We start from the raw sequence: 21,184 nt of genomic DNA on the forward strand, positions 1-21,184 counted from the left end.
CGTCCGTTGTCATGAACCGGCTTCCGTTAAAGGGCGCTCACCACTGGCCCGCCGGTCAAGTAGAACTGGACGTCCATATTGAAGCGGGGCGGTTCAAAGCATTCACGGTCACGCTCTACGAGAGCGATGCGCGACCGATAGGCGGCAAGCGCGCGCCTCCGTTCCGCCGCGACCTCGACCAGTTCCTTCTCGATGGCGGTGTGCAGTGCGCGAAGAACACGGAGATTGGCCTAGTCGGCGCCCCCCTCCATATTCTCGATCAGGACCAGTTGGCGGTCGAGTTCCTGGTATTGGCGCTCCCACATGTCCACACAATCGGCGTAGCGGGTGAGTTTCTGGTCGAAGATGAGCATCGCGGGTTCCGTGCTCTTCGTAGCGTCCATGGCTGTACTGTGGAGCAACGAAAATGGCGCAGCAAGAAATCTTTGGTGGGGCAACGACAAATAATTGCAACAAGAGGGGATGACTGCTACCGGCCCAGTGGCTGACACTCGCCGGCCTACACAAGCGGGACGTTCAAGCGGGCGCTCTGCCGCGTTAGGGCCCTTGGAGCGTTGCTTCTCCATGAAAGATTGCCGGCCCCCGACGGCTTCATTCAGCGGAACGAAGTCGAGACATGCCAGCGACGCTGTGCGAGACATCATTGAGCAGATTGAGGAAATTGCGGGATACAGGCCAAGATGGTGAAAAATTGTCCGACAACGTTTCGCAGAGCGGCAGGACGCCTCCAGTCTTCTGAATTCAACGGGCGAGAATTCGACCGAGCGGTTTATTAATGTTTTCAAACGCTTCAATTATCTTGTCCATTACAAAATCAATTGCTCGCCCGTATCCCTGTTGAAGACTTGCAGTGTCAAAGCCGAGATCCTGCAGACGCGGTAGAGCGCGCGCGAACGTTTCGTGTGCATCCGCGATTCGTAAATCGTAGCCCACGAACAAAGCGGCCAATCTTTCGTTCGACTCGTTCCACCCTTCTGGAGCATCTACGCTATTGAACGCATTCGCATCCTCATCTTGAGCATCCAGCCTCTCAGCAACGTTGAGAATGGCCTGAAGGAGTTTCACACTTCCGAGTTTCTCGGTCTCGCCCTTGGGACATCCAGCCGCCTGGAGGATTCGCTTTAGGAAGCCGTTCGGAACCGTCTGCCAAATTTCGTGAAGGCTTTTACACCGACCTAGAAAGTCTTGCTCCGACATCGACAGCGGCGCAACCTGCGCCAGACGGCTGAGCTTGGGATAGTGAAGCCACCCGTTATCTCTGATCTCGGCGGCTGAGAGGCCGACAATTTCTTCGGCTGACTTCTCCTCACCAACGCTGGCGCCGAGTCGGGAAAGATTGTCCCCCAACGCCAAAATCGCGACCACAAACCTCCGGGTCTTGGCTGCTATGTGCTCTTCGTTCGGGTCGAACTGAGCCGCCAGCGCCGGGTCGAGCGCGAACGAATGCGCATGGAGGATTTCCTGGTCAGGCTTCGGCTTGTACAACTCTCTCAGCCCCACACGTACCAAGTTCCTTCCGATACGCCTGCAATCGGAGAAGCTCCATTGCCCGCGGTAGGAAGGACTGCAAAGCCACTGTCCGTGAGCGAACACCGGCGTTGTGTCGTAGAAACTGCTTTGCTCGTATCGATTGAGAAATCGGTCATCGAGGTAAATGACATGATGGTCTCTGTCCGCGTCGGCACTGGCATGCGTTACAGGTCCGTCAACACCAGGCCAACCGATATTGTCCGCCGAGCGCTCGGGGCACATCTCACATGAGACAGCGTCAACGGACGCCCACACCTGAAGCAGTAGCCGACCACTTTGCTCTTGGATATCTATCTCATACCAGCCCAAATCGGATTTGATATCTGCGTGTCCCTGGCCGCCCATAAGCTGCCTGAGCTCTGGGGATTCTGGGAGACTTGCTCGATAATAAAAGCTTCTAACGCCTCGTGCACCACGCATCCAAAGGTATTTTCGCAAGTGGGCATTGGACATCCGCCACGTAACGTTTCGAGATGACTTGAAATGGTATTCGCGAGCAAGCTCGCCCTCCGCAACTGCGAACTCAGGAACCCCAAGATCGTCATAGACGACGCGTTGCTGTGCGTTACCTAGACACCTTGGCGATAATCCGAGGGCCATCCAGACCTTTTCGGCGAGGGCATACGTGTAATGCGATCCGTCACCCCAGGACGCGACAATGTAGTCATAACCAGACATGCTAGGCGAAAACCCTGCGCTCGAGCCTTTGTCGCCGAGAACGGGAACCGAGTGAGACACCACACCATCTCCCGCCTCGGCCAGGATTGGCACGGGACTTTCAACCGCCTCGGGGACGACTGCCATTAGCATGTGCACGTATTCGCTGTTAGGACCGTGATTGTCGAACTCCATGTGGTTGGTAACCTCCACCTGTTCCAAAGGATCAAGCCCTATTGGACTGAGAAGCGCACGGAGGCGTGGCGATAGCATCGCTCCCTGAATGGGGAACGTTGTGAGATGGTCAACATTTGGCATGGGGCTGAAGGTCAGTTGCATCCGAATCTATTGATTCGGCCATGGTAGCCGCCCGTCGGTTTCGCGTATAGCTGCCGAGCACCCTGACAATCTTACGAACTACACGCAACTCCAGTTGGCGCGCAAGGCGTCGTGAAGCGGATGCCTAGCCGAACGGCCTAGGAGAACTGAGCTCGGAACCAATGTCTAGCCATGCCACTGTTTTCTTGCCCCGACATCGGCGATTTCGTGGCATGCCGGTCGATCATAAGCCATTGATTTATAAGGGTTAACAGGCATTGAAGGACCTTTGCCACGCTGCCACATCATTTCCCCCGCCCCCACGCCCAATCGCCATGGCAAATGCGGTGCTGTGCCGGGCTGCTATAGTTGCCTCGCGTTCCGTCTAGAACCGATCTTCATGCACCCGCATCCTTTCATGAGATTTTGTCTGCCTTGGCCGCCGATCGACAGTTTTAATCGCGAGTCCGCCTTCACAGGGAATCCGTGATGAGGGCAATTGAAAGCGACACCTCTCGTTTGCCGCTGGTGGGTGATCCCCGCAGGCAGGCTGTGCCGGCGCTCGGGGGATACGACTATCAAATTTGGCGTTCAGTGGAGGCTTGGCTGCGCCTTTCCGAGGGCGAGACACTGTTCCTCGAGTGCGCAGAGGATTACGATGTTGTCAGCGGCATCAACGCACAAGCCGTGCAGATAAAAAACTCCGCCGAGGACGTATCGTTGGGGTCATCCGACGTTCGCAAGTCGATCGCTGAATTTTGGAAGCTATGCGAACGCAACCCAGGACGGCGACCATCACTCCGATTTTTAACTCGGGGCGGTGTCCGCTCTGAACTGTCCACGCCATTTGGCGAGGAGAAAGGAATTGATGTCTGGCGGAAGGCGTCGGCCGGCGATGATGCCGCCGCTGCAGCCATAGGCCGCTACCTTGCAAGCTTCGTGACACTGCCTTCTCTCAAGGATTTCGTTGAGCGCGCAAGCCCCGGCGACCTTCGCTCGCAGCTGATTGCGCCTATTGAGTGGGTAACCGAAGAGAGCGACGCGGACGCTGTTCGTTTGGCGGTAAGCAGAATGGCCATTCAGATGGGCCGAGTCACTGGCATTTCCGCCGCCTTATCGGTATCGGCCGTTGATGGGTTGTTGGCCCGATGTTGGGAAACCGCCTGCCAGCCGACCGCTGAGCTACGAAGCTTGACATGCGAAGATCTTCAGCTCGTATTTGAATCGAAAACCAGCCTCTTGATTCCTGCAACAAGCGCACTTCTTGCCCAGATGGGCGATGCACTGTTGGCCCAGAATTTCCACGATCACAGCCCAGGGCGCCTCAGATTCGCTCCGATGTCGCTGGACTTAGGTCCTCCTCCGCTTCCTGACTTTTCGTTAGACCGGGCTTCAGTAATCGATGGCGTGCTAACTGCGCTTTCCACGAAGCGCGTAGTACTCATCGCAGGCTCAGAAGGGAGAGGCAAGACCACCATTGCGAACTTGAGCGCCCGCCGAATCGAAGGGCCCATTCGATGGATCGATTTCTCCGGCGTCGATGAAGAATCGGTCCGGCCGATGCTCGAAAGTTTGCTGGTACATCTGCGCAGCGTTGCCGACAAAGAGGTCGTTATCTTGGACGATCTTCCTGTCGCTGAGGGGCTAACGGATGCGACTTGGACCCGCCTGAAGTTCATCATTGAAGAATGCCAAGCGCGGCTTCATGAACTGATCATTACAGCGAAAGGAGTTCATCCAGACGCGGTCGATCCACGCGTACGCCTGGCTAGACTTGAATTACTCGAAGTGCCCGATCTATCTGTAGACGAGATATGCACATTCTTCCAATCACTCGGGTGCCCGGACGAGCGATCCACGCAACAGTGGGCAAAATGCACGCTCATGCAAACTGGCGGCGGTCACCCGAAATTGGTTTATCTGCGAGGCCTCGAGCTCCGGGAGCAAGGCTGGCCACCAGCCACGCTTGAGTCATGGGTTATGCCTCCACAGAGCGTCGACGAGGCCCGTGCATTTGCACGCCAGACTGTCTCACGCACATTACAAGTGGAAGCTCGCGAGCTGCTCTATTCAATGAGTCTCACAACCCTTCCCTTCTCACGTGATGTGGCATTGCGGGTTGGCAGTAAGATTCCGGGGCTGTCTGCGCCAGGAGACGTTTTGGATAGACTCATTGGGCGGTGGGTGGAGAGCCAAGGCACAAAGCGTTATCGAGTTACGCCCCTACTCTCCGGCCAGGCCAAGCTTGCGTGGCCTGAGGAAAAGGTTGCGGAGGCCCACGGGCACCTCTTCGACGCGTTCACTCAACGTCAATCCATCCAGGTCAACGAGGCGTTTCAGATCTTGATGCATGCTTGGCAAAGCCAAGACCGGGCACGTTTGGGCAATATGCTCACCTCCCTCATCATGGAAGGCGGCGACGCAAGAAATGCTGTCTATGAGGATCTAGCTCCATTACTGCTGATAGGCTCGAGTGGTACGCACCCTTCCGTCCCATTCAGTTTGACGTGCTCAATACTACTTCGAACCCTTCAGTTCAAGGTCGCTCAGCAGGAAAGGCCTGAGCTTTTGGAAGAGTTTGCCTGCCGATGGGCCGAAGAGATCAAGCGCTTACCAGACGGACGCTTGCGCGATAGCAGCCAACTCATCCGCGCGTTTGTCGTCTCGTCTGCCACTGGCGGCACTCTTGGTGCAGCAACCATCATCGGTGCCATTGAGGAATTGACTCGCCATGAATCGCTCTTTCCGGAGCTGAAGACCGGCATGTCAAACGTTCAAACCTCGCTAGATCAGCCAGATCTCGGCAATGATCTCATACCCGTCCTTTTCGGGTTCATGTACACCCGTTGCGAGACCATTGAATATCAAGACGCCATCCTAACTGCATTGAGCACATGCGAACCTCATGCACGCGACCGGATGCTACAAGCCTTTCGCATCCCATTCTTTAGCGAGCATAGCCTCCTTCTTGACCGCGCATGGGTAGGCGAATCAAAGCTTGCTTCGCCTCGCTGGGACTATGCTTGCGCGACATTGAAGAGAGCGATTGAGCTAGGCGAGGTATGGAGATGCGACGCATTGATCGTTGCATCTTCACGTCCACTGTCGATCATCTACGAGGAATACTTGGGAAAGCAGGACGAGTCTGTCGAATGCCTCCGTTACGCGACAGCGATGGTTGGTGTCCATCCGCAGTTGCAAGAACAAGAAGCCAACGTAATGTTTCATCGACGGGAGTACAGTCGCGCGCTCGAGCTGTGGCAGCTATGTCTGCGTCCCCACGGAGACATTAGCAAGTCCTGCATTCGCGAACCCTATGCCTTTCGCAAGGCTGCAATTGCCGCTGGGTCTCTCCGATTCTTCGCACAGGCCTCGGAATGGTTTGCACAAACAGCGGCTTGCGCCGTAGCAATGCATATGGATGCGACCGCCGCAGGGGCTCTTTTCGATGCTTCGTATTGCGCGTTTAAGGCTCGCGATTGGGCGGAGTCGATTGCTTTCGCGTGGGCGGGTTTAGAAGGGCTACAGAGCGACTATGACCCATCGGAGGAATTTTCACACTTCGCGACAAAGAAGCTCGGGGGTCAGATTCTGCTCTGGATGATGGGGCGGGTCCGCGACGACTATCGTTCATTGTCCACGCCGGAGCCAGTTCTTGGACAGTGCAGCAACCCAGGCAAAGACTCTGGCATTGCCGAATTGCCCGCCTCTTCCTATGAGGTCAGCACGGTCATGCTGATGGAGATCGCGTCGAGAGTTGGGGTAACCAATCCCGAACTTGATGCAGCAAGAGCGCGCATGGAACTTAGCAACTCCCCGACCGTTGCGTTCCAATATTGGTCGCTCAAGTGTCACGAGTGCATTGCTAGGAACGAGCCGCGCAGGCTGGCAGAGAATCTTCTGGGGTTGCAACGATCCCGTTGGCTGGGGGCAGCTCAGACGCGAGTTGGAGGGAGTGCACTTCACGCGTGCGCCGAAGTACCCAATGAGACAGACCGACAAGCAAGCATAGGCGCCGGAGCCACCTTCTTACTCGTGCTTTTTTTGCTCGCACTCACTAATCAGAGCGGTAGCATGGTCATGGCTGATTGGCGCGCCGATCTCGACGCCAGCGATGATGGCGAACTGCTCAAGAATGAGCTGGATTCGGTCTCCAAGTACTTTTCGGTTGATGCTGGTACCGCTCAGGCCACCTTCAGTGCAAGAGGTCCGGCGCACCTTGCGAAACTCTGTGCCGCCGCGCGTTTGTTGCTAGAACAACGTAGATCTCCCGCACAAACCTGGCTATGGCTGATAGCACTGCTGATGTGGATTTGGCAGTCCGACGCACAACTTATCTTGTCAGGATCACTCGGACCTCTTGCCAAGGTTGCAGCGAAATTGTGCAGACCACACTTGGACACACCGGCCCTACTCAACGTACCGAGGACCAGCGTCCCGCTGCTTCGTCACGCAATCGAAAGCGAAATTGGCGGCGCTCAGCAACTGCTGAATATCATGGAAGCTGTCGAGATCGCCTCCGGCATTACATTGCCAGATGTACTTCGTAAGGGGTTGCGCACCGCTGTTCAAACAGAGAGGAACTGCGCACCGAAGCGTTCGCGGGATGATTCGCAATAGGCCAAGCGGGGCTCCGCAAGTTGCCTGCTACACGGCCACGGACCCGGCCTTTTCCCGGTTCAAGATTTCCGAGGTATCCAACAACGGCGGGTTGGCCGGGTTCACCAGTCGAGCATGGGCACGGTCTTTCAACGTGACGAATGCGACCGTCCGCTTTCGCGTTCCCCTCGGTGCTGTGACGGTGACGACCGTTGCCCCTCGAAAGCCGCCAGTCGCGCGGTGAGGCATCGACCGGTTGAATCCGCAGTTGGAAGCGGCCGTTCGGCCGCGCCGCCGACCAATGGCCGCATGTCGGACAGGTCATTCGATCAGACCCACCACAATTCTGAGACCGCGCGAGATCGACCCATTCTTCTCAGTTGGCGGATGCGTGGCGCACACAAGATATTTTGCTTTGTGCCCAAGCTATTCGGTAGACTGTGTGCTATACAAAGCAAAAAAGCGGCACGCCGACGGCGTAATAATTGCTGCAAACGAGCGAAATTACCCTTGAAAATTACGCAGTGATTTCTTAGTCTTAGCGGAGACGAACTCGGCAGGTTCTTGATGAGCCCACCCCGCCTAGCCCCACGAGAACTATCCGCTAGATTCAAACCAGAACTAGCGTGGGGGAAGTGTCCAGTACGAGATCACTATCGGCAAGGCCGCGGCTTAACTCTCAATTTGACCTCCGTATCCTTAGACCTATCACACCAAGGTCTGCGACGTTGCCCCCCCCTTTTCATGCTGCTCGAATGCCGCACAGCTAGATCAGTTGTGCTCATCTTCCCGTCCCTCTTCTACCCGGTCAATACGAGCCGTTCTAACCTTGTCGAGGAAGATACAGTCGCGGTCGCACCCAACCGGCTCGCGTCGATCCCCCTTCTATCAGAAAGACAAAGGAGATTGTCAATGTAGAAAATAAAAACGCCACCTAACCCCGAAGGACTAGGCGGCGTGGAGATACCTCTCGATACCTCTGCTGGCCCAGTCAGTATCGAACGCACTCTCCCCACTGTCAAGTCCTCTCTGAACCTTCCGGCACCGGAAGAGGGATTGCTTTTGCCTGGAGAGGTCGCATGTCTGGCGCGAGAAAAGTTGTCACCCGTTCACCCCACCGGCGCGTGGGCCGCATTGCATGCCCATGGCTCCAACCCACAGCCATTGAATATGAAAGCCTGCTTGAGCGCGACTTCGTTCGCCTAGCGCTCTTCGATCTAGGAGTCACTTCGATCTCACACCAGCCATTTTCCTTGTCTCTCGGGGACCTTGGCACCTATATCCCCGACTTCCTGCTTATAGGGCAACACGAAAAGCTGGTTGTCGAAGTAAAACCAGCGGTGCACGCAACCAATGCAAGAAACAAACCTCGTCTGGTATGTGCCGAGGGGCTTTTGCGCGAACAAGGCTATCGCTTCATGGTCGCCCCCGAGAGCGTCGTGCAAAAGGACCAGCGTCATTTGCGCGCGGGAATTCTACTGCGCCACGCTCGCGGCCAAATATCCCCTCAACTAGCAGCGCGGATCACCGAATCCGCCTTACGATTCCCCAATGGCGTCGAAATACGCAGGCTGGCTACTGTCGCGGACACGACAACTCAGTCTGTGCTTCATTTGGTCGGACGCCGCCTTCTCCGAATCAATAATGCGCTAAATCTCGGCGAGCTTGATTTGGTCTATCCGCTCGGAGGTGATCATGTCAATCTATACGCTTGATTGCGATCTAGTCCTTCAGAGCGGTGACGCCCAGTGGCGTGTCCAACGGGTTCTGGACAATCAATTTGTCCAGCTTGAGAACCAAGCTACCGGCAGGATTCGTCGCGAGAGAATCGCCAAGCTCGCAAGCGATATAGCCGCAGGCAAACTCACGGTAGTCCGAGACAGTCAGGAGAAACCGGGCCGTACAGGCCAAATGGTAGCGTGCACCGCAACGCTACCGCCGCACTACAAAGAGGAATTTGAACGGGCATACGCCTACGTGAGACACATGCGCAAGTGTGGCATTACAAAAGGACAACGCTCGCGAATCTCAGAGGCCATTGCCACTTTGGCCGCGCTCCGCGGGGACACTCATCCGCCGAGCACTCCTACAGTCATGCAATGGCTACGCAACTACGAGCAGAGCGGAGAGAATCCGGCTTGCCTGGTGTCCGGAAACATCAGGAGAAGGACATCACGGCGGCTCTCTCCAGAAGTTCTCGCTGCCGCAAAGGGAGTTCTGAAGCAGCACTACTTCATTCGCGATGGATGCACACTGCGCGAAGCCCATGACAAGATCATGCGTACCCTCAGACAGTCGGTCAATGCTGGCCTGGTTCCAGAGGAGGAGGCGGAGATCAGCATATCCACTATCCATCGGATCGCTGGTGACACCACCCCCTTTGAGCGGGACAGGGCTCGCCTGGGAGCAACCAACGCACGCGCCAAATGGCGCTTCACGAAACCCGGCCTCTATGCGACTCGCCCGCTAGAACGAGTCGAGATGGACCACACAATCCTTGACCTGGTTGTCATTGACGACAACCTCGGCATTCCACTTGGCCGCCCTGTCATCACACTGGTTGTGTGCAGCTTCAGCGGTTACATACTCGGGTTCTTCATTTCGTTTGAGGGCGAGACCATCGGTCGCGTGGTGCAAAGCATCAAAGTCGCCATCCAGCCCAAAGACAGCATTACAGCTGGCCAGTCGCTTTCGAACCCTTGGCACGCTATGGGCCTTTGGGAAACGCTCGTACTCGACAACTCACTGTCCTTCCATTCACCTCATCTCCATCACATTGCGATCGACCTGTGTATGGACCTAGAGTACTGCCCGGTCCGAATGCCATGGTTCAAGCCCGTAGTAGAGAGACTCCTTGGCGACCTAACCCGGCAGTTACCCGCAAATGGGCGTCCGAAGAAGCCAGCCTCCGGCCCCGAGCCCATCGATCCCAACGCAAACGCCTGCATAACGTTCAGCGACCTCTGCTCGGGCATTCTCCGATGGGTCGTTGATGTTCATCCGTTTGAGATCAACGAACGAAAGATGGCCCGTCCAATTGACTTGTTCCTGGAGGGACTAGCCAGTTGTCCAGCCCCAAGGCTAGTGGATAACTCAACCTGTCTCGACGTAATCGCCGGCCTGAGCACCACGGTCACCGTCGATCACAGCGCGATAGTCCATCAGTGGATCCGATACACGAGCGACGAGCTTGGCTCCATGCGCAGAGAAATGGGCGCCAAGTTCAGGACCGCCATCAAGTACGACCCTTACGACCTGGGTAGGGTGTTTGTCCAACATCCACAAAACGGCCTCTGGATCACCGTATCAGCCCGCGACCAGGAGTACGCCAGCGGCTTGAGTCTCACTCAACATCGGCTCATTCGCAAGGCTGCTGGCCAAAAGCTAACAAATGCAAACGCCGAACTTGTGCTTCGTAACGCGCGTTTGGCTCTGCAAGATCATTGGTCAAACGCCATACGGGGAGGAAAGAAGCTCAAGCGTCGGTCACGCGACCTTGGGCTGTACCAGGGCTTGAGCTCAGTATCACGCTCTCAGGGTACTGATTTCTCGCCCAAAATGGCGAGCGGGTCTGTGATCACAGACACAGATACGCCTATGCCACGGCCCCCCATTCCGGTCTTCGAGGTGTTCACTGGAGATGCGTTATGAGCTACAGCGCGAAAGCATTACAGGTGGGTATCAGCATCAGTCAGATTCGCATCCACCACCCGGCCTTCAAGGAAGCACTGGATGGAGTTGGTCGAATAATTCAACTCGGAAATAGCCTGAATCATCCTTTCGGAGCTTGCATCGTCGCCCCGGCTGGTGCCGGCAAGTCGCTGCTTATCGAATCGGTACAGCGAAACGAATACAACTGGGCGTTCCTTCGTCCACAGAGCGTTCTGGTTGCGTCTCTGAAAGAAGCCCCAACCGTTGCGCAGATTCAGGAAGACTTGCTAGCGGACTTCAACTATGCCATTCCGCCGAGGACGGGACGAAAGACCAACGCCGCACTTTTCAACATCTTGGTGAACGCAATTGAGCAACACGATATCCAACTGATCGCCCTGGACGAGTATCAACATGTCTTTCTGTCTCGCAAAGATGAGGTACACGCCGCCATCAATGACTGGATCAAACGACTCATGTCAAAGACTGCACGTCCCATACTGCTGTCGGGAACGGAAGTACTCCGCGCGATCGAACGGGCAGACCCTCAGCTAACCACGCGAATATCCGCGATCTTCAACCTTCCGGACCTCAGAAACGACGAGAACTGGAGGGGTGTGCTGGCGGGCTTTGCCAACGCGACGAGGGAGGTTGATCTAACAGCGTTGACAACGTACGCAAATCTAGTCTTCAAGGCCACGCAGGGAGTTATGCGAATATTGAAGGCGCTAGTCATGGAGGTAGCAATGATCGCCATTGACTCGGACCAGTTCGTTGTCGAAAAGCGCCATCTCCACTTAGCGTTCCAGCGGGTTGTTGGCGCAGGTTCCAGCAAAGACAACCCTTTTGCCTAATGGGTCGCACAGAGATGTCTCCATTCCCAAAACGAGAGGAGATCTCCCCAGGTGAAGATGGTATCGGCTACGCCCTACGTTTGGCAACCGTGAACGGGCTAACGTTTCATGACTTAGCACGACATCTTGCCTCACCAGGCCACCTCTACCTCCCGGCGCGCGCCGCGGGTACTATCGCGTTCATGTTCGGATGCACTCCGGAACGGCTAAGCAAAGCTTTTGTGGCCCGCCACTTTCGCAATGGTGCGCAGGCGGCGCACTTCCTCGGGCATCTCTTCCTCAAGACTTATCACCTCCGGCAAGCACGTCCCCAACTGTGCCCGCTTTGCGTCGCAGAATCTATGCGAATCCAAGCGGCATGGTCCGTCTGTCTGCTCACATCGTGCGCCAGTCACGGAGTCCGTTTGCTCGACAGGTGTGCATGTGGCCGCCCCATTCAATGGCGACGACCGGCAATCGATTTTTGCGAGTGTGGACTACGACTGACAGCGGAACATCAAGGAGCTGCACCTGCCGATCCTCGCGAGCTGGCCATAAGCAGCCAAATCGAGTATCTGCTTGCCCCCAATCATTGTCACGTAAAGACGAGACTGGCTGCCGGCCTTCCTATCGGCTTCGACAATCTGTCCGTTGACACATTCATCCGGCTAATCTGGATATTTGGAATCATCGAAGATTTCCAGATCGATGATCATCCCAAGAGTGCGAATCGGGGCCTGTCTACTCTGGAAGCGGGCGCGGTCGTATGCCGAGCATACGACAGGCTCGTGTCGACCATCTCGAATCGACTGCCATCCTGGCCGCTGCGCATCTCCGTGACATCTCTTCAAGAGCTCTCAGAGGATTGCATATCGACAGCAGATTCATTGCTTATCTCCACACTGGCATCGCGTTTGCACAAGCGGATTGCATCGCGGCGATTGTTTCATCTGACCGCCCTCAATCGGCAGTTACCCCTTTTCGAGGAATAGCCATGAATAGACCGACTAGCATAGTCAATGCACCATATCCATTTCCCAGGGAGTCTGCAGCGTCTTGGATACAGCGAACCTGCCAAGCACACGACGTCTCATATAAGTCGCTCGCGGGCGCGCTCGGCATGAAGCCGTGCAAGGATCCGGACCTCGCCGTGCCGCGTGATCATGTGTGCCGGATCGGCATTGGAACCGGTGTTTCTGGCACGCGGCTCGCGGCACTTGCCGATGCATTCCATGCAGTCCGCCTGCAACCAGGCTTGAGCCGATTGCTGAGCTTCAACGAGAGAGGACTCCCAACATATCGATTCTGTCCAAAGTGCATTGCCGCGGACCTCACCCCCTATCTGCGGATTGAGTGGAGGCTCAAGGGGTGGACTGTTTGCCCTGATCATCGCCTACGGATGGCAGAGTGCTGCCCTCATTGCGGTGCAGAAGTCCAAGGGGCCGCACCTTCTCATAGCAACATCGGCGACAAGGCTCTCGGGATCGGCTTCTGCTCCGCTTGCAGGGAATCACTTGTATCACCGGAGACCGAAGATCAAGCGCAGGTCCCCATCAAGCCGCGCAAGATAAAGACTCAGCAGGCCACCGCATCGGCACTACGCAGTGGATTCTTCAACATTGAAGGCATCGACATGCGGTTTCCCTTGGAATTCATGCTTTGGCTTGAGGACAACCAAGCATGGGTAGACGAGCTTCGGTCGCATCGAGAAGCCACTGCGAATCGACGGCAAGATACGTATGTCGCGCTCCGGCTTCGGGATGCGTACTACTCAGAACTGGACTGGACGGAACCTCTCCTAGATGCGCCTTTAGGTTTAGGCCTTTGGCTGAGAAATAATAGTGCAAGGGTTGACCGGTTGCGCGAATACAGTCGAATTGAATGGAAGAAACGGCAGCCTACGGAATTCATGGAGCATCTGCTGACTGCATATAATACTGAGCGCCTAAGCAAGCAGCCATTCTCGGTGCTGTTTCAGCGCCAGATGCTCAGAGATAAGAAACGTAAGACTACATGGGCAGAGAAGTGCTGGGAGGCAAGCTTGCAACGTCAAGCAAAGTATCGAGCAACAGCCGCCGGGCCACATGAACCATCGCAATGTTCCCAGAAAGGGGACCCTAGTAGTTCCGAGCAATAGGATCTCTCTTACTTTGCCATCGAGTACTCTGTTCAAACTTGGAGTAGGATTCAATCGCTCACGGCTAATTTTCGGAGGATATAGTAGATGACGCGCGCCTGTCAGCCGCCCCCCTCGGAAAAGGAACTATTCAGGAAGGAAGATGTTGATGCCGATGATGGATCTGCCGCATATGCTCATCTGCGAGCTGGACGACCCATCTACATCGGCCAGTCCAACTGTCCGGGGAGAGTGATCCGTCTTCATCCCGACGGGCGCCGAGAACTTATGTGCCTTGGCGTAGATGGCGAACTTTCCCCAGAAGGACCGGCAGACCTACCGCCATCCCGCGAGAAAGTCAGCTGAACTGTCGCACGCCGTAACCATTGACGTGGCTGTTACTCGACAAGTGCCGGCGGGGTACATCCACGCCAGGTCGCAGTTTCCTCTTTGCTTTGAATCGTCGCCAGGCGGCACTATCAATCGCACCCGCAGCATACAATCTGCGCATAGTGATCCACATCGCTAACTGGATGTTACTTTGAACTCGTAACGCCCTCAGGCTTTGACTCCCCATCCGCTGCATTCTCGCTTCTCCTCTATCTGGCGTGTCTCTGTTTTTCCTGTCGTTCGCGCTCAAGAGAGCTACGCTCAAAAAAGGACAATAGGTTCGGCAATGATGAAACAGCCCCTGGCCAAAGCCTGACGGGTCGGATCCGCTGCAGCCGTGTTGGTCGACGCGAAGAGTGCCCTTGCATGACCACGCCAAGTTGGATTTCACGACGGAAAAGATACACATGGATCACATAAAATCGGGGGTTGTGCTCTCGAGGCGCGTGCACGTCCAGTAGCGCCCCTGGAGCGCGAGTGGAATACTGCGTTCCCATGTGACACGCTGCTCCTTGGCCTCTTGCCTCAGTTCAAGACGGATTCACAAGGCGCTTACGAACAAGGCTCGCGTGGCTGCTTTTGATTTTTCTGAGTACACCGAGAGGCCCCTGCCCCTCGACTTCAGTTGCGATCAGCGCACTTTGACTCATTTGGGCTCTCACTGACCAGGCCGTTGCTCTGATGGCGTCATTAGCCGATTAGTTTGAGGCTCTGCAACGGCACGACCTCGGGCTGTGCGCGTTGCTCCGCTAGGCGCAGCTCATAGTTCACCTGCAGTGCCATCCAAAACCGCGCCGTGCCGGCTCCGGCGCGCTCCAGACGCACCGCCAAGTCGGGACTGATGCCGACCTGGCCATGTATCACTCGCGACAGCGACGAGCGCGACATACCCAAGCGATGTGCCGCGTCTGTGACCTTGATGCCGAGCGGCTGCAGCACGTCTTCACGCAGCAGTTCCCCAGGATGGGGATAGTGCTTCATCATGGCTTCCTCCTTTTCACTAGTCGTCGAGGTAATGTACCAACTCCGTGTTCGGCCCGACGAAGCGGAAGATCAGGCGGCTAAGCAATCAATCCTGCGCGGCACTGCTTATATTTGCACAATCCCGATTTTGGGGCTATTTCGCAACTTGCGATAGTTCAGAGTTAAGTGAGACAGGTCGAGAAAGTTCAAAGATGCATGAACCACCAGTTCAAAGTTGAATGAGCGGGAACGCACTCCACCGCGGCTGGACAAGGGCAACTGGGTCAACGTTGAGTGACGCTCCACACTGGCCGCGCGCCGAAATCTTTATTCGCGTCCTGATGGAATCCGGACGGATTTCGCCGACATGAAAGTTACCCATGAATCACCAGCCCAATGTCTCCGGGTCGGATCATCGTATACCACCCGTGGTGTTGCCTGCGGCACTTTCGCCTGCTGCACAATGCTCAACGTCACCCACATCCACGGCGACGTGACAAGAAGCCAGCCCATTCAAAACTGCATGGCAAGAGTACAGAAGCGTTGATTTACGAGCGCGCCGGCCTGGCCAAGAATGGTCACACCACCCCGTCTCAAACCCCTCGCTAGTTCATCGCCAACCCATCCGGAGCGCATCATGTCCCACCCCACCATGCAGGCCCTCATCGTCGAATCCGCGGGCGCGCCGTTCACGCCCGTCCAGCTTCCCAGGCCAGTGGCCGGCCCCGGCCAGGTACTGGTGCGCATCCTGGCCAGCGGCGTCAACCCGCTCGACACCAAGATCCGCGCCGGCCAGGCGGGGCACGCCCGCCACCCCTTGCCCGCCGTGCTGGGGCTGGACCTGGCCGGCGTGGTCGAAGCCGTGGGCGCGGGCGTGACGGCCTTCGCGCCCGGCGACGAGGTCTATGGCATGACCGGTGGCGTGGGTGGCCTGCAAGGATCGCTAGCGCAGTACGCGGCAGTCGATGCCGACCTGCTCGCGCGCAAGCCCGCCGCGCTGTCGATGCGCGAAGCCGCCGCGTTGCCGCTGGTGTTCATCACCGCGTGGGAAGGCCTGGTCGACCGGGCGCGCGTGCAGCCTGGCCAGAAGGTGCTGGTGCATGGCGGCGCCGGCGGCGTGGGGCATATCGCGGTGCAGATCGCCCACGCGCTTGGGGCGCAGGTATATGCCACGGGCTCGGCCGCGCAGAAGGCGATCATCGAAGGCTATGGCGCCACCGCGATCGACCATGCCGCGACATCAGTCGCGCAGTATGTCGACCAATACACTGCGGGCGAGGGCTTCGACGTGGTCTACGACACGGTGGGCGGCTCGGTGCTGGACAATGCGTTCCTCGCGGCGCGCACCTATGGCGGCCATGTGGTGAGCTGCCTTGGCTGGGGCGTGCACGCGCTGGCGCCGCTATCGTTTCGCGCAGCCACGTATTCGGGCGTGTTCACGCTGATGCCAATGCTCACCGGCAAGGGCCGCGCGCACCACGGCGAGATCCTGCGCGAAGCGGCGCGGCTGGCCGATGCGGGCAAGCTCTTCGTGCGGCTCGATGCGCGGCACTTCACGCTCGACAGCGCCATCGATGCGCATCGCGCCATCGAGACAGGCACAGCCAAGGGCAAGCTGGTGGTGGAGATTGCCGGGGACTAAGCGTCTGCGCTATTGCCCAGGCGCTCGATGGTTGCATCCAGGAAGGCGCGCAGCCGCCGCAGGCGGCGCAGGTCGCGGTGATAGCCCACCCAGACGTCGCGCCCCGGTGGCGCCTCGCCCAGTTCGATGGCCTGCAGCCCGCCCAGGCGCTCGGCCAGCGCGCAGGGCAGGACAGCCAGCCCCGCGCCGGCCGCGCACAGCTTGGCCTGCGCCTCGCGGCTGTTGCTGCCGAATGCCACCCGGGCGTTCGGCAGCTGCTTGCGCATCCAGGCCACGTCGGGCAGGTCCGCGAAGCCCGCATCCAGCGTCAGCAGGGCATGGCCCTCGCCATCGCCCGCGCGCGGCGGTGCCACGCCGGGCGCCGAGTAGAGCGCGTAGTCCATGTGCATCAGCTTGCGCTGCACGATATCGGCCTCGTCGAATGCGCGGATGCGAAAGACCAGGTCCGCCTCGCGGCGTGCCAGGCTGAGCAAGCGCGCATCGGTGACCAGTTCCACCGCGACGCGTGGATGGGCGCGGATAAAGTCCGCGATCACCGGGGTCAGCATATGCACGCCAAACCAGTCGGACGAGGAGATCCGCAGCGTGCCGTCCAGCTCCCCTGCCTGGCCGGACAGCTGGCGCTCGAAAGCAATCGCCTCTGCCTCGATACGCTGCGCGTGGGCGAGCACGGCAGCCCCTTCATCGGTCAGCACGTAGCCGTCGCTGGTGCGCTGGAACAAGGCATGCCCGACGGCATCCTCCAGCGCCTTCAGCCTGCGCCCCATGGTCGGCTGGGTCTGCCCGATCGCGCGCGCGGCGCCGCCCAGGGTGCCGGCGCGGGCGATCGCCAGGAAGATCTTGATATCGCTCCAATCCATCCGGGGAATTTGCTGACGTTACTGACGTTACGTTTGGGAGGTGTCGGATTCAGCGCGGCCAGGCAAGTCACAGGCGGCTAGGCAATGATGGCACGGCGGTGTGGCGGGAACAATAACGGGCACGCCGGGCACGGGCCGGTATCCCGCCAACTTCAGGCGGAAGGCGCCCAGCCTTCCAGAGCCCAGTAGTCAGGCGCTTCCCGGCTGGGACTACGCAGCACCAGCGTGCAGCCGCACTGGCGGCAGCGGTAGGCATAGGCGGCGCCGTCCTGGGCCTGCGCATTGGCGCGCGCGGCCTCGAGGTCCTCGTGCGGCGGCAGGTGGCCTGGCCTGCCGGCCTGGCGCTTGCATCGCTCACACGGCAACATGGATTTACCTCAGGTTGATAGGGAGCATGGTTCCATCCTGTACAGTCGGATGGCAGCGGGCGAATTGGTGCGACGCACCATAATTATAGGCGCTTTACGAGTCCTTTCCAGATATATAGAGGGCGATGAGCCGCCTTGCGGCGCAACGAAACGATGCCTCGGCAGGGCCGCTGCTGCCCCGCTAGCGGACTGCAGGCGTGGGCACCGTGAGGAGGTCTCGCCGCGCATCCGGATTCGCTTCGGCACGCGCGGAGGTATCGCCCGGAGGCCGCTCACGCGGCGGCTCGGCCAGCGGCACCGTGACGACGGCGAACACAGAAAACGGGCACCAGAAAGACGGCCTGAAGAGACTCATTCTGCGGATGACGATGGCGCCGGCAAGAAATGGTGAAGGCTCTGAAAAGCGAAGGACCAGCAAGGCAGCGCCCTGCCGGTCCGGCTTCAGGATTGGTAAGCCCTGCCCATCTTAACGACCGAATCGGCGGATGGTTGAGGCTGTCATCAACTATTCACGAAACCCGCAAAATACGGCGCGCCCCTGGACGGAATACGTCCGGGGGCCACGCAATATACGCCGCAGCTTTACTGCCCGGAAGCCGCATCGCGCGCCTTGCGCTTGGCGGGCCGGCCCGTCTTGACGGTCTCGACCTGAGCCACGACGGCCAGCAATTGCCGCTCCGGCAGCGACTCCAGCATCTTGAGCCCAGCCCGCAGCAACTCACTCTTCTTCACGTGCGCGCCGCCGTTCAGGCAGCGCCGCTTGAGTTCCGCCAGCTTGGCATAGTCCCACTCCGGCATGGTGAAGCTGTCGCGCACGACCTTGGCCTTGGCAGGCTTCTGTGCCTTCTCAGTCTTCTCTGCTTTCTCGGCTTTCGGTGCGGCAGCCACGGTCTTGACCGCTTCAGCCTTGGCAGCCTTGCCTGCCGTCTCCGTCTTACTGGCGCGCGTGACCGGCCGCTTCACTGCGGTGGCTGCCCTTTTCTGCGCCGCGGCGGGCGCGGGCGCACGCGTGCGCCCATTCGAAACCGTTGCCATGCATCCTCCTGTTTTGATCGCAGTGGTATCAAAACAGTATATATCGTTTATTTTGACAAGCGGCGCGAAAGGGAGGAAGCAGAGGAAGGGGAGGAAGCAGCCATCGCCGCCAATCGGGACGGGGCCGTGCAGACACGGATTTCGTCAAAAAACCTGCCATCCCCGCGAAGGGAAAAGTATCGGCCGGCCCCGCCACGATCTTAGCCGCCGGTTATTTCAGTCTTGCGACGAAGCGCAAGCTCCCACGCTACGTGCCAGGCGCGGACTCGCTGGCGATGGCCTGCAGCGCCGCCTTGTCGGATAACGTCAGGCGCCCGTATTCCAGGCGCAGCACGCCCTGCTTCTCCCAGTCCTTGAGCTGCCGGTTGACGCTCTGGCGGGACACGCCAAGCATATGGCCCAGGTCTTCCTGGGAGAGCTTGAGCGCGGCGGGGGCACCGGATGTCCGCACACCCGGCATGCCGTGGGTGGACAGCGCGTGCGCATGCTCGACGGCAAGCAGGCGCCGCGCCAGCCGCACCGGAAACGGCATCAGGATCACCTCGTCGATCCACTCCAGTGCGCTGCGGTAGCGCCGGCAGATCAGTTGCGTGAACTCCATCAGCCAGCGCGGCTCGCGCGCGATGAGCGTATGGAAGGTGGCGGCGGGAATCACCAATAGTTCGCTAGCCTCTGCGGCGCGTGTGTCGTACACGCGATGCGCGTCGATGAAGAGCGAGACCTCCCCGAACCACTGCCCGGGCTCCAGCAGGCTGACCACGGCCTCGCGCCCGTTCTGCGCCGTGCTGCTGACCTTGATGGCGCCGCGCTCGACGCAGAAGAGCGCGTCCGGGTTGGAGCCGTAGGTAAACAGCACCTCGCCCTTGACCAGTTGCCGCCGCATGGCATGCGACCGGAGCAGTGTTTCGAGCTCGGCCGAAAACTGTCCAGCGGCGGTGTCGTCTTCGTGCGGCTTCGGTCGTGTGCTCATGCCTTTTCCCCGGGGTGCTGGTTACGCTGCTGATGCCGCTCGGGCGGTTCAGGCCTGATCGGTACGGAACCAGCCGGTGAGTGCCCAGCGCGTCTTGTGGCAGGGTAATACTTCGTGCGGAACCAGGTCGCTGCGAAACACGACCAGCCGCGCGCGCCGCGGCAGCACGCGGTGCAACTCGGTGGCGCCGTCGTCCTGTCCGTAGAGCGCGAGCTCGCCGCCATCGCGCTCGCTCCATTCAGGATTGAGGTAGAACACCAGCGAAATCTTGCGATGCAGTGTCGCGCGATGCTGGTCCACGTGCTTCTTGTAGGCGGTGCCGACCGGATAGTGCGAGAAGTGGAATTCCTCGCGCTTCAAGCCCAGGAAGTAGCGCTCGTTCAAGGCCTCGCGCAAACCCGCAGCCCAGGCCTGGAAATCCGCCCTGGCCGCGCCGGCGGGCGCGTCGTCGAGCCACAGGATCGAATCGCCGCGAATGCCCGCGTCGCGGGCGGTGGCTTCGCCCCGCCCGATGCGGGCCGGATGGAACAGGCCGGCCTCCCACGCCGCGCGGCTCTCGGCATGCAGCCGCGCCGCCAGCGTGGTGTCGATGAGGTCGTCGGACACGGCCCAACCGTGCTCTTCCAGGGCAACAAACAAACGTTCCAGGGCTGACATGGGTGGGAGACTTCGTGCTGGGGAAACGTCAAAACGAAAAGGGCCACCTGGACAACAGGAGACCCTTGGCGCGCAGGGGCGCATTTTAGCAGCCGCTGGCTGCAGCCATGCTGGCCGCTGGACTGTTACAGCCCGCTGCTGTCGAGATACTCCAGCGCCAGGCTCACCGCGCGGCGGGCCTTGAGCACATAGATCACCTGCCGGTCACGCACGACCAGCGCCAGCACATCGGCCTGCATCAGCTCATTGAAATGGTGACTGGCGCGCGGCAGGCTCAGCCCTGCGACGCCGGCCAGGTCGAACGCCGGCATGCCGGCTTCGCCCGCCTCCAGCAGCGCGCGGCAGATGGCGGCACGCGCTGGCACGGTCAGCAGCGCGTACGTCAGTGTGCTTTCTTGATCGGTCTCCATGGCCACGCCTTCCCGCTCGTCGTCCAGATGTCATGTCGATATATGCGTCAGCCGGCCGTGCGGATTGCCGCAGTCCTTCCGCCGCGGCCGCCTGACACCTACTTTCTACGCGGCAGGCGCAGCAAATGCAACCCGCCGGGGCTCGCTGGCGCACAATTACACAAGATTACAACAGGCTGCGGCAG

The 21,184-nt window shown here is 58.8% G+C and carries 16 protein-coding genes; 8 read left to right on the forward strand and 8 right to left on the reverse strand.

Annotated features, from left to right (window positions below):
* Positions 1–11 precede the first annotated feature (11 nt).
* Positions 12–488: a hypothetical protein gene (locus AC1RQC_RS36115; RefSeq protein ID WP_492886301.1), complete on the forward strand. Its 477-nt coding sequence runs from the start codon at positions 12–14 to the stop codon at positions 486–488.
* A 253-nt stretch (positions 489–741) separates the two neighbouring features.
* Here the strand turns inward: AC1RQC_RS36115 and AC1RQC_RS36120 are convergent, their stop codons facing one another.
* Entirely contained in the window at positions 742–2,526 is a 1,785-nt protein-coding gene (locus AC1RQC_RS36120; protein ID WP_492886303.1) for a hypothetical protein, read from the reverse strand.
* Between the two features lie 468 nt (positions 2,527–2,994).
* Here AC1RQC_RS36120 and AC1RQC_RS36125 point away from each other — a divergent pair, with 468 nt between their 5' ends.
* The 6 genes from AC1RQC_RS36125 (at position 2,995) to AC1RQC_RS36150 (ending at position 13,725) form a co-directional block, all read left to right on the forward strand.
* Complete coding sequence (locus tag AC1RQC_RS36125; RefSeq protein ID WP_492886305.1) at positions 2,995–7,125, forward strand: hypothetical protein; 4,131 nt, start codon at positions 2,995–2,997, stop codon at positions 7,123–7,125.
* 1,058 nt (positions 7,126–8,183) lie between these two features.
* Positions 8,184–8,819: a TnsA endonuclease N-terminal domain-containing protein gene (locus AC1RQC_RS36130; protein WP_492886306.1), complete on the forward strand. Its 636-nt coding sequence runs from the start codon at positions 8,184–8,186 to the stop codon at positions 8,817–8,819.
* Positions 8,800–10,755 (forward strand): TnsB C-terminal domain-containing protein, encoded by a 1,956-nt coding sequence (locus AC1RQC_RS36135; protein WP_492886308.1) that lies wholly within the window; start codon positions 8,800–8,802, stop codon positions 10,753–10,755. Before AC1RQC_RS36130 ends, AC1RQC_RS36135 begins: the two co-directional genes overlap by 20 nt.
* A complete protein-coding gene (locus AC1RQC_RS36140) occupies positions 10,752–11,609 on the forward strand; it encodes a TniB family NTP-binding protein (protein WP_492886310.1) in 858 nt (285 codons plus the stop codon). The genes AC1RQC_RS36135 and AC1RQC_RS36140 overlap by 4 nt, the downstream gene beginning before the upstream one ends.
* Before the next feature lie 14 nt (positions 11,610–11,623).
* Positions 11,624–12,580, forward strand: coding sequence for a TniQ family protein (locus AC1RQC_RS36145; RefSeq protein WP_492886312.1), 957 nt, complete (start codon positions 11,624–11,626; stop codon positions 12,578–12,580).
* Positions 12,581–12,582: 2 nt separating this feature from the next.
* A complete protein-coding gene (locus tag AC1RQC_RS36150; RefSeq protein WP_492886314.1) occupies positions 12,583–13,725 on the forward strand; it encodes a TniQ family protein in 1,143 nt (380 codons plus the stop codon).
* Positions 13,726–14,784: 1,059 nt separating this feature from the next.
* Here AC1RQC_RS36150 and AC1RQC_RS36155 read toward each other — a convergent pair.
* Positions 14,785–15,078: a HigA family addiction module antitoxin gene (locus AC1RQC_RS36155; protein ID WP_492886316.1), complete on the reverse strand. Its 294-nt coding sequence runs from the start codon at positions 15,076–15,078 to the stop codon at positions 14,785–14,787.
* A gap of 616 nt (positions 15,079–15,694) precedes the next feature.
* Here AC1RQC_RS36155 and AC1RQC_RS36160 point away from each other — a divergent pair.
* Positions 15,695–16,699 (forward strand): zinc-dependent alcohol dehydrogenase family protein, encoded by a 1,005-nt coding sequence (locus AC1RQC_RS36160; protein ID WP_492814621.1) that lies wholly within the window; start codon positions 15,695–15,697, stop codon positions 16,697–16,699.
* Here AC1RQC_RS36160 and AC1RQC_RS36165 read toward each other — a convergent pair.
* The 6 genes from AC1RQC_RS36165 to AC1RQC_RS36190 form a co-directional block, all read right to left on the reverse strand.
* On the reverse strand, positions 16,696–17,559 hold the full coding sequence (locus AC1RQC_RS36165; RefSeq protein WP_492375034.1) for a LysR family transcriptional regulator: 864 nt from the start codon (positions 17,557–17,559) through the stop codon (positions 16,696–16,698). The genes AC1RQC_RS36160 and AC1RQC_RS36165 overlap by 4 nt on opposite strands.
* 152 nt (positions 17,560–17,711) lie before the next feature.
* Positions 17,712–17,927 (reverse strand): hypothetical protein, encoded by a 216-nt coding sequence (locus AC1RQC_RS36170; RefSeq protein WP_492886317.1) that lies wholly within the window; start codon positions 17,925–17,927, stop codon positions 17,712–17,714.
* A gap of 582 nt (positions 17,928–18,509) precedes the next feature.
* Entirely contained in the window at positions 18,510–18,962 is a 453-nt protein-coding gene (locus tag AC1RQC_RS36175) for a hypothetical protein (RefSeq protein ID WP_492375032.1), read from the reverse strand.
* A 247-nt stretch (positions 18,963–19,209) separates the two neighbouring features.
* Positions 19,210–19,932 (reverse strand): Crp/Fnr family transcriptional regulator, encoded by a 723-nt coding sequence (locus tag AC1RQC_RS36180; protein ID WP_492831729.1) that lies wholly within the window; start codon positions 19,930–19,932, stop codon positions 19,210–19,212.
* 48 nt (positions 19,933–19,980) lie between these two features.
* Positions 19,981–20,589 (reverse strand): 2OG-Fe(II) oxygenase, encoded by a 609-nt coding sequence (locus AC1RQC_RS36185; RefSeq protein ID WP_492886319.1) that lies wholly within the window; start codon positions 20,587–20,589, stop codon positions 19,981–19,983.
* A gap of 125 nt (positions 20,590–20,714) precedes the next feature.
* The gene (locus tag AC1RQC_RS36190) at positions 20,715–20,999 is read right to left on the reverse strand and encodes a helix-turn-helix domain-containing protein (protein ID WP_492375029.1); all 285 of its coding nucleotides are present in this window, start codon (positions 20,997–20,999) and stop codon (positions 20,715–20,717) included.
* Between the last annotated feature and the right edge of the window lie 185 nt (positions 21,000–21,184).

The organism is Cupriavidus sp. GW822-FHT03E04 (assembly GCF_058801495.1).